The sequence below is a fragment of the Maridesulfovibrio salinus genome (genome assembly GCF_055394525.1).
The window spans coordinates 4,171,427-4,185,787 of record NZ_AP042461.1 but is presented as its reverse complement, the minus strand read 5'-3'; the positions used below and the strand labels follow the sequence as shown (position 1 = coordinate 4,185,787).

The window sequence follows — 14,361 nt, the reverse complement described above, 5'->3', positions numbered from 1 at the left end:
GAAAAATAAAACAGACCTCCTAGTATAAAGGTTAAATATCTCTAAGTATGCCATGGTGCTTATTTTGGGTCTATGACTTAAGTCAAAAAACAAGGTTCGATTGTGGAATTCTCAAGCGAAAATCATTTGGGGTCTTCAAAATAAATAATTGGCCCACGGGGCTTGAGGATGAATCGATATGAAGGTATCAACATGCTGATTGCATAAACGAATCCGGCCCGCGTTTTTCCGGGCCATAGTCAAGGATGGGATATGGCGAAAAAATTTACTGAACTGGAACATAATATTCTGGCATTGGCCGGGACGGATCTGTCCCGCAGTGCCACACCCTATGCAGATATTGCCGCTCAGGTCGGCTGCTCCGAACAGGACGTTCTTGATCTTCTGCAGCGTTTGAAAGGGGATAAAATTATCCGCCGATTCGGTGCTACCCTGAGGCACCAGAAAGCAGGTTATGGCGCAAACGCCATGGTTGCATGGCGTGTTACTGAGGATCAGGAGCCTGAGAAAGTCGGTGAACTCATGGCCGCACGGCCTGAAATAAGTCACTGTTACCTGCGTCTGACTTATGAAGACTGGCCCTACAATCTCTACACAATGATTCATGGTAAAGGTCCGGACGACTACAGGAATGTTGTTGCCGAACTTGAAAAACAGACTGGGATTACCGATAACTGCATCCTTCGCAGTCTTAAAGAGCTTAAAAAGACCTCAATGGTCTATTTTGAGGAAAAGTAAATATAATAAATGATCGGGATTACCGTCTGATATCCCAGCATAACGTATAGCGCCATCGGCGGGACCGGATAAAAAGTCCGGGGGTAGTGAACCTTTTAAGAGAAGGTAATTCCTCTCACAGGCCCGCCGAAGGTACCTGATAAAAAGCGCTAGGCGCATCAAATTTCATAAGGAGTTTCGAATGGCTTCATCATGCGATCTTTTCAAACGGGCGCAGGAGCTGCTGCCCGGTGGTGTGAACAGTCCGGTAAGGGCATGTAAATCCGTTGGTTGCGAGCCGCTGTTTATCGAAAAGGCTGACGGCAGCCGTATGTGGTCTGTAGACGGTCAGGAACTTATCGATTTTGTCATGAGCTGGGGCCCAATGATGCTCGGTCACAACTATGCAGATATCACTGAAGCTGCCCATAAAGCAGTTGATCTCGGCTCAAGCTTTGGGGCTCCCTGCCCGGGCGAAATCGAACTGGCCGAAGAAATTGTGAAAATGGTTCCATCGATCGAGATGGTTCGCATGGTCAACTCCGGAACAGAAGCGACCATGTCTGCTCTGCGTCTGGCGCGTGGTATTACCGGTCGTGAAAAGGTTCTCAAGTTTGAGGGCTGTTATCACGGACACAGCGATTGTTTTCTTGCCAGTGCGGGGTCGGGAGTGGCTACTTTTTCCATCCCCGGAACTCCCGGCGTGCCCGAAGGGACCGTAAAGGATACCCTGCTTGCTCCATACAATGACCTTGAAGCCGTAAAGGTCCTTTTTGAAAAGGAAGGCAAAAATATTGCTGCTATCATTGTCGAGCCTGTAGCCGGTAATATGGGGCTTGTACTTCCTGCGAAAGGTTTTCTCGAAGGCTTGCGAGCAATTTGCGATGAACACGGTGCGCTGCTCATTTTCGATGAAGTTATCACCGGATTCCGTGTCACCTCCGGTGGTGTAGGCCCCAGATTCAATGTAGAGGCTGACCTGACAACCATGGGTAAGATCATCGGCGGCGGTTTTCCCGTAGGCTGCTATGGCGGTAAAAAGGAATACATGAGCCGCATTGCCCCCTGTGGTGATGTCTATCAGGCAGGAACTCTTTCCGGTAACCCGGTTGCCATGGCTGCGGGGATTGCAACTTTGCGGGCCCTGCAGAAGCAGGATTATGATGCTCTGGAAGCCCGGACTCTCAAGCTTGCCAAGGATATGAAAGCTGCCCTCGAGGAGAGCGGTTTCAAGGTTACCCTCAATCACATTGCTTCCATCTTTACCCTGTTCTTCACCGATCAGGAAGTGACTGATTTTGAATCTGCGAAAACCGGTGATGCAGAGCTTTATTCCAAGTTTTACCGCCACATGCGCGATAACGGTGTGAACCTTGCCCCCTCAAGCTTTGAGTGTACTTTCACTTCCTTTGCACATAGCGAAGCTGATTACGAAGCTACTCTGGAAGCTGTTAAAAGTTTTAAAGGTTAGCCGGATTCTGAAAATGTCCCCTATTTTTTTAACGGGACTGGCGCATTATCCGAATAGGCCGAATGGGCCGAATGGGATTTATTTTAAAAGATGAAATACGGGGGGAGGCAGCTCCTCCCGTATTTCTTTTGGTAGTTTAAATGAAAATGCGAGTAGCCGTATATGCTTTGACTGACAGAGGTGCTGACCTGGGTCGCCGCTTGGCTTGCAAGCTTGGGGCAGATTGCTTCATTTTGCACCGCTATGCTGCTGATGGAGACACCCCGTTCAAGTCGCTTACCGATCTGGTTGCCGATACGTTTTCCGCTTACGAAGGGCATGTCTTCATTGCCGCTTCTGGAATCGTTGTGCGCATGATTGCTCCTCACCTGAAAAACAAGGCTGAGGACCCGGCTGTCGTTGTGCTTGATCAGGGCGGGAAGTTCGCGGTCAGTCTTGTTTCAGGTCATCTGGGCGGGGCCAATGAGCTTGCCCGGCTGGTTGGTGATAAAATCGGCTCCGCTCCTGTGATAACTACCGCTACGGATTGTGCCGGAGTGCCGTCAATAGACCTTCTGGCACGTAAGGCCGGGCTGGTTATCGGTGATATAGGTTTAATCAAGCATGTTAATTCCGCTCTTCTGGATGGAGAGAAGGTTCCTTTTTATGATCCTGACAGTTTTTTGAATATATCGGATCTGGGAGATTTTTTTTATCCTGTTGAGAGTGTGGATATTCTGTCGGAATCAAGGTGCGGTATTATGGTTGGCTGGCAGAATGATGAAAAAGCAGAAACGGTATTACCCCTTTACCCGCGCTGTCTTACACTTGGGATAGGCTGCAGGAGGGGAGTTCCGGCAGGAGAGATCCTTGAGTTGGTTCATACGATGCTGGACCGGAACAGAATAGCTCTTGAGTCTGTTTTTTGCATCGGATCAATTGAAGCCAAAAAAGACGAGCAGGGGCTTATTGAAGCTGCTGACATTCTGGGGCTTGAGCTGAAATTTTATACAGCGGCGGAACTTGATGAAATCGACATTGCCAATCCTTCCGGGGTGGTAATGAAACATATGGGAGTCGGCGGCGTATGCGAAGCGGCGGCAATGAAAATGGCAAATGCGAAGGAAATACTGATACCAAAAACCAAAAGCGCGAGGGTGACTGCGGCTCTGGCAAAGGTTGTATCAAAGTAGTGGGGCTTGGCCCGGGGGATGAGTGTCTTCTGGCTCCGCAGGCCCGCCAGGCTATAATTGAATCTGATGCGGTGGTTGGTTATACAGGGTATATTAAACTTATTTCGGAAGAGCTACTTGCGGGCCGGGAAGTCATGTCTACAGGGATGATGGCTGAAGTGGAAAGATGTCGTAAGGCTGTTGAAACAGCTGTATCAGGCCGGAAAGTTGTTATGGTGTGTAGTGGAGATCCCGGAATTTATGCCATGGCCGGTCTTGTTATGGAACTGCTTGAAGCGGCTGATCTTTTTGGAAGGGTCGGTTTTGAGGTAATACCCGGAATTCCGGCCTTCTCGGCTGCCGCGGCATTACTGGGGGCCCCGCTTATGCATGATTTCGCATCTGTAAGCCTGAGTGATCTTCTTACCCCTTGGGAGAAGATTGAGAAAAGGCTGGAAGGCGCGGCTTCCGCAGATTTTGTGATAGCGATATATAATCCCCGGTCAAGAAAAAGGGCCGGGCACCTCAAAGATGCGCTCGAAATTATAAGCAGGTATCGTGATTCCGAAACTCCGGTCGGCATAGTTAACAGGGCTTACAGAGACGGCCAGATGGTTCAGGTAGTGAATCTGGGCAGTGTCAACGAAGACGATGTGGATATGCAAACGGTTCTGATAATAGGCAATTCTTCAACACGGGGTGTCGGAGGAATGATGCTTACTCCACGCGGTTACGCAAACAAGTATGACATCTGATTTGGCCCTGTATAAGTATTTGATACCGCTAATTTTAATAAGTCATTTTTTGTGACCATGCTTGACATGGTTTTTTATCTAAATTAAATCCACAAGAAGACTGTAATTAGGTTAACGTTATTCTTAAGGAGGAACTGAGGATGAAAAAGACCCTGCTTATCTGCATGGTAACAGCTGCTCTGGTATGCGCATTTGCTCTTCCCAGCCTGTATGCTGTTGATGCTCCCGGTGACATGGTTCTGAAAGCACCTGCCGGAGCTAAAATGAAAAAGTCTCCCGTTGACTTTTCTCACAAAGCTCACGCTGCAGTTGACTGTACCAAGTGTCACCACAACTGGGACGGCAAGTCTGAAGTGAAAAAATGTTCTGCTGAAGGCTGCCACGCTGACACCAGTAAAAAGGGTAAAAGGAAGCCTACTTCTTTCTACTCTGCGTTCCACGCTAAAACAGACTTCAGCTGTGTTGGCTGTCATAAGACTATGAAGAAAGCCAAAAAGGCTACCGGCCCCACTAAGTGCAGCGATTGTCACCCCAAGAAATAAGTTTCTTGATGCTTTAAGGGAAGGGGGCTTCAAGCCCCCTTTTTTAAATTTTTTTTATGGAAGGGTAGCTTATGAGCCCGGATTCACCGGAAAAACAGAGTAAGGATGAGGTCATTGACCTCGGCGATGTGGCTGAGGAGCTCACCGAAACCTCGGCAGCCGATGATCTTGACGCGAGCTTTGAACAGGAGCTTGAAGACCTTTTTTCTGAAGATCTGGAATTGGAAGAACCCGAGATGGTCTCCGAGGATGACTCGGACGACGTTCTGGTTCTTGATGACGTTGCTGAGGATGGCACTGACGAAGATTTGCTTGTTCTTGATGACGTCGCGGACGAGTCCGGTGAAGACCTTATCGAGCTTGACGATATTGTGGATGACTCTGGGGATGAAGATCTCCTGGTGCTTGACGATGTTGTCGAAGCTGATGATGAAGCCTTGGTTCTGGACGATGTTGTTGAGGACAATGCAGATGATGCAATTGAACTCGACGATGTTCACGAAGAGGCTGAAGACGAAGCACTTGTTTTGGATGATGTCGTTGAGGCGGAAGATGACGAAACTGTGCGTGAACTTGATGACGTTCTTGAAGATAGTGCCGATATCAGTCCTGCCCCGGCCGGGGAGGAGGATGCAGGTGATGTCCTCGATTTAGGGGAAGTTGCCGAAGAGGCAGACAATATTTCCGATCTCTCCGAAGCGGAAGCTGCAGAGCCGGTGTCCGCTGAACCTGAGGCCGAAGTCTCAGCAGCCACTGAAGAGGACGAAATTGATTTTGATCTCGGTGAAGCTGATGTACTTGGTGAAGGTGGTAATGAAGAGGGAGAGTTTGACGCTGAAGGACTTGATGATCTCATAGATGATCTGGGCGGTGCTGCCACTGTCGCTGAAGATGATGGCGGAATTGATGATCTTTTTGACGGCGACAGCGAAGTTGAAGATCTTGATAAGCTGCTTGATGAACAGCAGGGCGATGATACGGATGAGCTTGATGATCTGCTCGGTTCTGTTGAAGACGAGGTTGAGCTTGTTGATATCGGTGAAGACGTCCTGGCTGACGAAGACATTGAAAGCCTGCTTGGCGATGAGCAGGAAGAAATTGAAATTTCCGAAGAGGGACTGGAGCCTCTTGATGAATCCCCCGCAGCAGAGGAATCAGCGCCTGTCGTTACTGAAGTGGAGTCCGAACCGGTTGTGGATGCTGTTGAAGACGATATTGTGACTGATATAGAAACCGAGCCTGTTTACGATATAGAAAATCAGCCTTCAACTGAGTCTGAGATTGATCTTGTTCCTGAAGTAGATGAATCACAGGAAGATAAAGAGGTCATAGACATCTCAGCGGAAAAAGCTCCTGACCTTGAGTCTGTGCCGGAAACAGCAGATGAATCCATTGAGGAACCTGCCTCTGTTCCTGCTGAAGATAACTCAGGGATAGATTTCGCCGGTGATCTTGAGCTGGTGAATGACGATGATCTTGGTCTCGATGATGATGACATCGATCTTGGTGAACTGCTTGAAGATGCTGATATAGACTTTTCAGATTTTGAAGATGAGAATGAAGAAGATATTGAGGAGTCTGAAGAATGCCCGGCTGACCTGCAGGATGTTGCGATCAACTCAGCCAGAATTGAGGAGTTGATTGACAGACTTGATCTGCTTGAGTCCAGAATGCCTGACATTGATGCCATAATTGAGTCTCACTCAGGAGAGGAAGGGGAAGATTCAGTCGTAGCCGAGCTTGAAGAAAAAGCTATCTCCGCTGCAAAACGTTCTGAAGGTCTGGAAATTTCACTTAATGAAGCCAATGAGCGTATTGCTGCCCTTGAAGCCGCTCTTGAGGCCGCCACAGAGAAGGTATCACAGGTTGCTGCTTTGGAATCTTCTGTCGCCTCACTCAATGAGAACATTCAGACCCTGGAGGAAAAACTCTCCCAGGGCGTGGATGTTGATTCGTCCGTAAGCCAGAAGCTCAGCGAGGCTTTAAAACCTGAATCTGCCGCTGTTCTTTCCATTGCAACAATCGCTGCTGATGACATGGAAGAACGGGTTGCGGAAAAGATTCAAGTCGGATTGCGTGAAATTCAGGCTGAAACTGAGTCTCGAATTTCTGAAATGAAAGAGAAGTTGGATGAACTGCCTGATCCTGAGTCGAGGATAGCTGCTTTGGAAGACAAAGTCTCTGCGATTCCCGATCCGGAAGAGCGGCTTGCTGAGCTTGAAGCAAAACTTGAGCAGGTACCTGACCATGAACCCCGGCTTGCAGGCTTTGAGTCTCTCATAGAAGAAAGAGGTAATGCCGTTTCTGAACTGGAGTCCAGACTTGCCTCGACGGAGGAGAAGCTGGAAGAAGCTCCGGATATTGAGGAAATGGTCGGAAAGGTTCTCGAAAAAGAACTTGATCCTGATTCCACGGCTTTCTATCGTATTAAGAGCCGTCTTACTGAAGATATAGAAGATTACCTTGCTCCGCGTCTTGTTGAAAAAATAGATGAGATGAAAGGTGAGATAGAGGAGTCCTTCAAGACTACACTTGATGAAGTCCTTTCTGAGAAGCTTGAAAGGGCAGTTCCTGCCGAAGCTGCACGCATCATCCGTGAGGAAATTGCCGCTCTGGCTCGTGAACTGGAAGATTAGCTTCAATAAATTATAATAAAGATCGAATGGATCGGTCCGCCGGACTTTTGTCTGGCGGACCGATTTGATTTATGGGCGGGTGTTATTTTCAACACCGGATAATTGTTTTTCAGCCGTTATGCGGGTCGACTATTTGGGGGTCTCATGCTAAAGAGCCTCTCAAAAGAGTGGTGCTTAAAAGGTTTCATTCTTTTTACCCGCCCGGCGCCCTACCTGTGGAGGTCGTGGCCATTTCCCACCGGGCGGGGTTTTCAGCCAACGCAAGGATATAATATTATGGATAAAATTCAGAAGCAGGCTTTGCAGGTAACTAAGGAAATAGTTGTCAAATTTATTGAGGTTGGACGTATTTCCCCCAGTAATTTTTCCGAAAATTTCAGTTCTATTTATGCTGATGTCGTAGCTGCGGTTAAAGAGCAGCAGGATGTTCTCGCCGCTGAAGATAAGGGAGAAGCATAAATAGATGGTCGATTCATCTCATCAGGAGCATGGCAGAAAAGTCGCTGCCATGTTCGGCCGCATTGCCGGCTGGTACGACTTCCTGAATCATTTTCTGAGTGCCGGGCAGGATGTCTACTGGCGCTATCGGTTGGTCAAGCTTGTACGCCCAAAGAAAAACGGTCTTATTCTGGACCTTGCAGCCGGGACACTTGATGTGTCTGTTGAATTGATGCGCCAGTATCCTGATCAGAAAGTTCTGGCCATGGACTTTGCTTATCCTATGCTGCACTGTGGGAAGAATAAAAAGCTGGAAGGCAAAAAAGAATGGCGCAGCCGGGTGATCGCTCCTGTTCAGGCTGACGGCAAGAAGCTTCCCCTGCCTGATAATTGCCTTGACGGCGCTACAATCGCTTTCGGAATAAGAAATATACTTCCCAGAGAAGAAGCATACAGCGAGGTTCTCAGGGCGCTCAAGCCCGGTGCCCGTTTCTGTATTCTGGAGTTCGGTTCCGGAAGTAAGCGGATCTGGAAAGGTGTTTACAATTTTTATCTGAACAAGGTTCTGCCGCTGCTGGGCAAAGTGGTTTCCGGTGATTCCGGGGCCTATTCCTACCTTGCAGACACCATCCGCGCCTTTCCTGATGAGAGGGCTCTGGGCGAAGAATTACGCAAGGCCGGTTTCGGTCGCGTTATGTTTGTGCCCTTGCTTTCAGGAATTGTTTATATTCACGTTGCGGAAAAAAGTGATTAGGCTGCTGCTCAGAGTTCGGACAGCGATTGGCCGAAAGAGATGAGCAGCAGGCCGAATATCATCGCTATTAGCCCAAGGATTCGGAGCTGCCGTGGACCTCTTTCAATAATAGAGATCAGTATTCTGGGCATGCGCTCAGAAAAAAGAAAATACGGTATCCCTTCGATAATGAAGGCCAGACCTAAGGCGGACAGTAGAAAGGGCCAGTCAATGTGCATAATAAATGACTTGTATATGCGCTTTAAGATTCTGTCCACCCCCTTATCCGAAGAGTTGCTTTAGTAAAAATTTTCACAATCATTATAGTAAATGAAAACCGGGCAATCCCGGAGACTAAATATATGAGGATTATGTATTATGATCAGATTTGAAGATATTAAAGATAAGAAAACAACTGTCGGTGTTGTGGGGCTCGGGTACGTTGGCCTGCCTCTTGCGGTGGCTCTTGGCCGTCAGTTCAAAGTCCTCGGGTTTGACATCTCAGAGCAGAGGGTGAAAGAACTGCGTACCGGTTTTGACCGCACCAATGAAGTGCTTGAGAACGACTTCCATAATTATGTGGAGTTCAGTTGCGATCCCGCCGACCTCAAGGATTGTGGTGTGATAGTTGTTGCTGTCCCTACTCCTATTGACGAAGCACGCAACCCTGACCTTCGCCCGGTGGTCGGTGCCTCCAAGATGGTTGGCCAGTACATGTCTGAAGGCTGCATTGTTGTATACGAATCTACTGTTTATCCGGGACTGACCGAAGATATCTGCGTGCCTCTTCTGGAAGAAAATTCCGGGCTTAAATACGGAGAGCAGTTCGGAGTGGGCTATTCTCCCGAGCGGATCAACCCCGGTGACCGGGAGCATACGCTCCAGACAATCGTGAAGGTAGTCGCAGGTAACAATGATGAAGTTGCAGAGCTTCTGGACCAGCTGTATTCCTCGATTATCACAGCCGGGACACATCGGGCTTCCTGCATCAAGGTTGCCGAGGCCGCAAAGGTTATCGAGAATACTCAGCGTGACCTTAACATTGCGCTCATGAATGAATTGTCCATGATTTTCGATAAGATGGATATTGACACTCTTGATGTTCTTGAGGCCGCCGGAACAAAATGGAATTTCCTGCCGTTTCGTCCGGGTTTGGTCGGAGGGCACTGCATCGGTGTTGATCCCTACTACCTGACCACTAAGGCCGAGGCTATCGGCTATCATCCTCAGGTAATCCTTGCCGGGCGTAAAATCAACGACTCTGTTGGTAAATATATCGCTGATACCACTGTCAAACAGATGATCAACGGCGACAGTAAGGTTAAAAATGCCCGTGTGGGAATTCTGGGATTGACCTTCAAGGAAAATGTTCCTGATCTGCGCAACACCAAAGTTGTGGATGTCGTTGCAGAACTGGAATCTTTCGGTGTCAACGTTCTGGTTCATGACGCTTACGCTGATCCCGAGGAAGCTGTTGAGGAATACGGGCTCAAAACTGTTTCATTTGACGAGTATCATGACCTTGACGCTGTGATCCTTGCGGTTTCCCATGATGAGTATCGTAAGATCAGTCTTGATGAAATCAAAGGATGGTTCAGTTCCCCTGAGAAGGCCTTGATTATTGATGTTAAAGGTTTCTTCGATCGCGAAGAACTCAGGGAAGCCGGGATCAAGCACTGGAGACTTTAAAATTTGAAGCCGATTCTTCTCGTCACAGCAACAGTTAAGGAAATGAAATCCGCCATAGGCGGGATCATGAAACTGCCGCCACTGCCCCAGGGTAAACCGCTTGCGGTTGATCTTGGCGGGCGGTCCGCACTGTTGCTTGTGACCGGAATCGGAGTTGTGAATACCGCTTTTGCTCTTGGACAGGCTTTGGCAGTAAACAATCCGGGGATTGTAGTACTTGCCGGAGTCGCGGGGACTTTTGATCCCCTGAATTTCCCAGTGGGCAGTTCCTGCATGGTCTCTACTGAGATCTGGCCGGAGTACGGTCTCAAGACCGGGGATAAGGTTGACCCGAAAGGTATCGGGTTCAGTCTGGCTGAAATCAACGGCGAGGCTGTCTGGGACAGGGTGGGGATGCTGTCCGGTGAAAGTCTCGGTAATTCAGGACTTGACCGATTGGCAAAACTGCCCGAAGCTGTATCTTTGACAGTGAGCGGGGTTACCGCCACTGCTGATGCCGCAGCCAGATTCAGGAATGAATATGGGGCGGATCTGGAAAATATGGAAGGTTTTGCCGCAGCATATGCCTGTGCCCTTGAGGGAGTGGATATCTGTGAGCTGAGGGCCGTTTCTAACATTGTGGGATCACGGGAAAGCAGGGACTGGAATCTGCGCGGAGCTCTGGCCGAATTAGGCCGGGTCTGTTCCGGGCTGTTCAGGTAATTTTGTTTTGCATGATTCTCCTCAACCGGGATAATTCATACGCGGATGACTGAGTTATTAGCCTATTTTGAAAAAGAGTTGCCTCATATTAACGGTTTTATTGATGAAGAAACCGCTAAGCTTGAAGGGTTGGTTAAAGGAGTCGCGAGACATGTTCTGCTGGCTCCGGGTAAACGCATTCGCCCGGTTCTTACCATCCTTTCTGCAAGGGGCCTTGGGTACGGAAAAAACGACATCTATCCGCTGGCCTGCTCTCTGGAACTGCTTCATGCTGCAACTTTGCTGCATGATGACATTCTGGATGACGCGGATCTGCGCAGAGGGGTTGAAGCCTCCCACCTTGTTTTTGGTACTACTGAAACCGTTCTTGCCGGGGATGTCCTTCTGGCCCTGGCCAACCGCATCGGGGCTGAATACGGTAAAACCCGTATAAGCTCTATTCTTGCTTCCGGAATCATGGCCACTGCAGAGGGCGAAATCCGCGAAATTGCACATATTTCCGAGCCCTTGATGGATCGTGAAACCTATATGGAGATCATCATAGGCAAAACCGCGAGACTTATTGAGACTTCATGTCGCATCGGCGCTGCCCTTGCCTGTGATGACCGCAGTCTGGAAGACGCAGTCGGTAATTTCGGGCTCAATATGGGAATTGCCTTTCAGCTTGTTGACGATGCTCTTGATTATGAATCCCCGTCAAATGATACTGGTAAGCCTGAAGGTGGCGACCTCAGGGAAGGTAAAGTCACTTTACCTTTGATTCTTTATCTCGAAATGTTACAAGATAATGAGGCCGAAGAATTATTGGCCGGAATCAAGAACCGCACCCTGTCAGATGCTCAGCGCGAGAAAGTTCTGGCAGAAATCAGAAAGAATGAACTTGGCGTTAGAACAAGGCAATATGCTGCTGACTATATTGAGAAAGCGAAAGAATGCCTTGAACCTCTTCCTGACACGCACGAACTCATGGTGCTGAAACAGGCCGCGGATTTTGTATTGACCCGTAGCAAGTAGGTGTACGGCAACTGTAAAGGAGCAGCAGATGAGTCTGGATGAAATACTCGAATCTCCGAGGCTGATGATGAAACTCAGCTTTCCTCCGGTCATGCTTCAGCTTATGGAGGAGGCCTCTAAATCTGAGCCGGATTTTGCCGTTCTCGGTAAAATAATAAGCATGGACCCAGCTCTCTCAACCACCATCCTAACGCTCGTCAACTCTCCTTTTTACGGACTTTCTCAGGAAATTTCAGATCTTAAAAGGGCAGCCGTGGTTCTCGGAACCCGGGAACTGCTAAATCTTGCAGTAACAGTTTCATATCAGAAGCACATCAGCAGTAAAGTCGAGGATGACGATTACAAGATTTATAGTGACTGGATGCTGACTGTCTGGGGGGCAATAGCAGCTCAACTGATAGCTTCAAGAATATGTCCCGACCAGGCGGATAAAGTCTATCTATGCTGCCTGCTTAAAGATATTTCCTTATTGTTTCTGCGTTGTGCTGCTCCCAAGGAAATCCCCAGACTTGCTGAAATGGGCTCTGTCACACGTTCTTATCCAGGGCAGATAGAGGCTGAAACTGAAAACTGGGGTATGAATCACGGCGCTTTGAGCCAGCTTCTGCTGTCCAGATGGAAAATGAGTAATCTGGATTGCCCTTCGTTGCAGCACCATCATGCCATTGACTATATAGAAAGGTTTGATCTTCCCACCCAGTCTGTGATTCTCGCTACACGGTGGGCAGAGATGGAACTGGGTAACGATTCTGCTCCGTTCAATGTCCTCCAGTTTGAAGTTCAGTTACAGAATATACTGGGTATGGAAGAGGACGTGATCGAAGATTTCAGGGCTGTCTGCCGGACCAAATTTCAATCCATGCTGAAAATTATCGGTATGGATGAGGGAGCCGGGGAAGATCATTTCTACAACCACTCCATAAAAAGCCTGCAGTCCAATTATTTCATGAGCCTGGAGCTGCTTACTGCTGAGGGCGGCGTAAAATCCATTGCCAGAATAATTGCCAGGCATCTCAAACTCAGTTGGGACATTTTAGATTGGGAACTGGCTCTTAAATCTCCGCATAATGACAGCTATACCTTGTACAGGTCTGCTGAAACAGGAGTGGAGAAGGGTGATGGAAGTCATCCGCTTGATCAACTCCCCTGGTCAAAGCGCGGGAGTGGAATCGATATACATAGCCGTTCAGCGCTTTTTGGCCGTTTCAGGTATGCAGCCAGAGGATTATCCAGCAGTGAAAAGAAAAACCTTGAACTTTACTTCCAGTTTATCGGGCAGGCATACGAGCATTATTGCGCAAAGCAGCATCTCATAGAGGATCGTGCGGAAACACTTGAAAACCTTCCTCTTGGAGTTGCAACCCTTGATAGGCAGGGTAATCTCTTTGATATGAATGACGAAATGGTCCGTTTCCTGGGGGGAGCCACCGCTTCTGGCAAAAAAGATTTTGCCGAGTTGTTCAAGGAAGGTCTCGGGGTTGAACTTGGAAGAGGGTGGAGCAGCTTTATTGAAAGTGAAGAACGTCCCTCCTTCAGTAAAATAATGTGCGTCACTCTTCGTACAGGAGGGGTTCCCAAGGATGCCTGTATATATGTTTCTGCATACAGGCAGAAACGGGGCGAGGACAAGATGATTTCCGTGGTCATGGAAAACATCAGGGAAATTTCCGAGAGCCAGGTTCAGGCTCTCAAGCAGCGTGATTTTCTTGAAGGCCTCGTGGATTCGATGCGTGATGTTGTTCTCACTGTGGATAAGCGTGGAAATATAAATTATGCATCAGCCAGATTTTCGAAGATTTTTCTCGGCAGAAATATTTTTGATATAGCCACGCCCGGTGAGACTTTTACCGGTCGTTGGGGGCCCGAGATTTTTGATCAGAAAAAAACAGTTGTGGAAGTTCTTCTTAAAAGAACAGATACAGCCGGGCGTCCTTTTGAGCTTGCTGTCAACAGATTGGCTGGCCCCGGGGAGAGACATCTTATTGTCGCACGTGATCTGACCCATATTCGCAGACTGGAAGACAAGCTCAAGCGTCAGGCTATTTTTGACGGTCTTACCGACCTTTTCAACCATACACAGTTCAATACCTTGCTAAAAAGGGAAATGACCAGAAGCAGGCGTACCGGCAGGCCCATGGGGCTGCTCTTTTTTGATCTGGATGGTTTTAAACAGGTTAACGATACGAAGGGCCACCAGGCCGGTGATGAAGTTCTCAAATCCGTTGCGGATATCCTCAAGGCTGAGCTCCGGGCGGGGATGGATTTTCCCTGTCGTTACGGGGGAGATGAGTTCGGTATAATCATAACCGAGGTACGCTCCGAAGCTTTGGAAAAAATAGGGAACAGGATAAGACTCCGTATTGAAAAGAAATTTCGTGGCAAAGTAACCATCAGCGGCGGATTGACCCTGATCAGGGAGGAGGATTCCCACGATCAGATGCTCAACCGGGCTGACAGGGCCACTTACATGGCCAAGGATTCAGGCGGAAATGCATTGGTCTGGGCGGAATAAG

13 protein-coding genes are annotated in these 14,361 nt (G+C 48.5%); 12 read left to right on the top strand and 1 reads right to left on the bottom strand.

The window, feature by feature from the left end; translation table 11 throughout:
* Window positions 1-252: 252 nt before the first annotated feature.
* From ahbB to ACZ5PW_RS19130, 8 genes are all read left to right on the top strand, one after another.
* Window positions 253-738, top strand: a complete 486-nt coding sequence (gene ahbB, locus ACZ5PW_RS19165; protein WP_464556620.1) for a siroheme decarboxylase subunit beta — start codon at window positions 253-255, stop codon at window positions 736-738.
* Window positions 739-919: 181 nt separating this feature from the next.
* Window positions 920-2,188, top strand: coding sequence for a glutamate-1-semialdehyde 2,1-aminomutase (hemL, locus tag ACZ5PW_RS19160; RefSeq protein ID WP_464556619.1), 1,269 nt, complete (start codon window positions 920-922; stop codon window positions 2,186-2,188).
* A gap of 140 nt (window positions 2,189-2,328) precedes the next feature.
* A complete protein-coding gene (locus ACZ5PW_RS19155) occupies window positions 2,329-3,360 on the top strand; it encodes a cobalt-precorrin 5A hydrolase (RefSeq protein ID WP_464556618.1) in 1,032 nt (343 codons plus the stop codon).
* A complete protein-coding gene (gene cobJ / locus ACZ5PW_RS19150; protein ID WP_464556617.1) occupies window positions 3,255-4,094 on the top strand; it encodes a precorrin-3B C(17)-methyltransferase in 840 nt (279 codons plus the stop codon). The genes ACZ5PW_RS19155 and cobJ overlap by 106 nt, the downstream gene beginning before the upstream one ends.
* A gap of 140 nt (window positions 4,095-4,234) precedes the next feature.
* Window positions 4,235-4,636 carry a cytochrome c3 family protein gene (locus ACZ5PW_RS19145; protein WP_464556616.1) on the top strand — a complete coding sequence of 134 codons (402 nt, stop codon included), beginning with the start codon at window positions 4,235-4,237 and terminating at the stop codon, window positions 4,634-4,636.
* A 71-nt stretch (window positions 4,637-4,707) separates the two neighbouring features.
* The gene (locus tag ACZ5PW_RS19140; protein ID WP_464556615.1) at window positions 4,708-7,272 is read left to right on the top strand and encodes a midas domain-containing protein; all 2,565 of its coding nucleotides are present in this window, start codon (window positions 4,708-4,710) and stop codon (window positions 7,270-7,272) included.
* 276 nt (window positions 7,273-7,548) lie between these two features.
* Window positions 7,549-7,731, top strand: coding sequence for a hypothetical protein (locus tag ACZ5PW_RS19135; RefSeq protein ID WP_464556614.1), 183 nt, complete (start codon window positions 7,549-7,551; stop codon window positions 7,729-7,731).
* A 4-nt stretch (window positions 7,732-7,735) separates the two neighbouring features.
* Window positions 7,736-8,464: a ubiquinone/menaquinone biosynthesis methyltransferase gene (locus tag ACZ5PW_RS19130; RefSeq protein WP_464556613.1), complete on the top strand. Its 729-nt coding sequence runs from the start codon at window positions 7,736-7,738 to the stop codon at window positions 8,462-8,464.
* 8 nt (window positions 8,465-8,472) lie between these two features.
* Here the strand turns inward: ACZ5PW_RS19130 and ACZ5PW_RS19125 are convergent, their stop codons facing one another.
* Window positions 8,473-8,682, bottom strand: a complete 210-nt coding sequence (locus ACZ5PW_RS19125) for a DUF2065 domain-containing protein (protein WP_464560455.1) — start codon at window positions 8,680-8,682, stop codon at window positions 8,473-8,475.
* 139 nt (window positions 8,683-8,821) lie between these two features.
* Here ACZ5PW_RS19125 and ACZ5PW_RS19120 point away from each other — a divergent pair, with 139 nt between their 5' ends.
* Genes ACZ5PW_RS19120 through ACZ5PW_RS19105 form a run of 4 tightly spaced genes read left to right on the top strand, consistent with a single transcriptional unit; the run spans window position 8,822 to window position 14,360 of the window.
* Window positions 8,822-10,132 carry a nucleotide sugar dehydrogenase gene (locus ACZ5PW_RS19120; protein ID WP_464556612.1) on the top strand — a complete coding sequence of 437 codons (1,311 nt, stop codon included), beginning with the start codon at window positions 8,822-8,824 and terminating at the stop codon, window positions 10,130-10,132.
* A gap of 3 nt (window positions 10,133-10,135) precedes the next feature.
* Window positions 10,136-10,834, top strand: coding sequence for a futalosine hydrolase (mqnB, locus tag ACZ5PW_RS19115; protein ID WP_464556611.1), 699 nt, complete (start codon window positions 10,136-10,138; stop codon window positions 10,832-10,834).
* A 45-nt stretch (window positions 10,835-10,879) separates the two neighbouring features.
* Window positions 10,880-11,848, top strand: coding sequence for a polyprenyl synthetase family protein (locus ACZ5PW_RS19110; RefSeq protein WP_464556610.1), 969 nt, complete (start codon window positions 10,880-10,882; stop codon window positions 11,846-11,848).
* Window positions 11,849-11,876: 28 nt separating this feature from the next.
* Window positions 11,877-14,360: a sensor domain-containing diguanylate cyclase gene (locus ACZ5PW_RS19105; RefSeq protein ID WP_464556609.1), complete on the top strand. Its 2,484-nt coding sequence runs from the start codon at window positions 11,877-11,879 to the stop codon at window positions 14,358-14,360.
* Window position 14,361 lies beyond the last annotated feature (1 nt).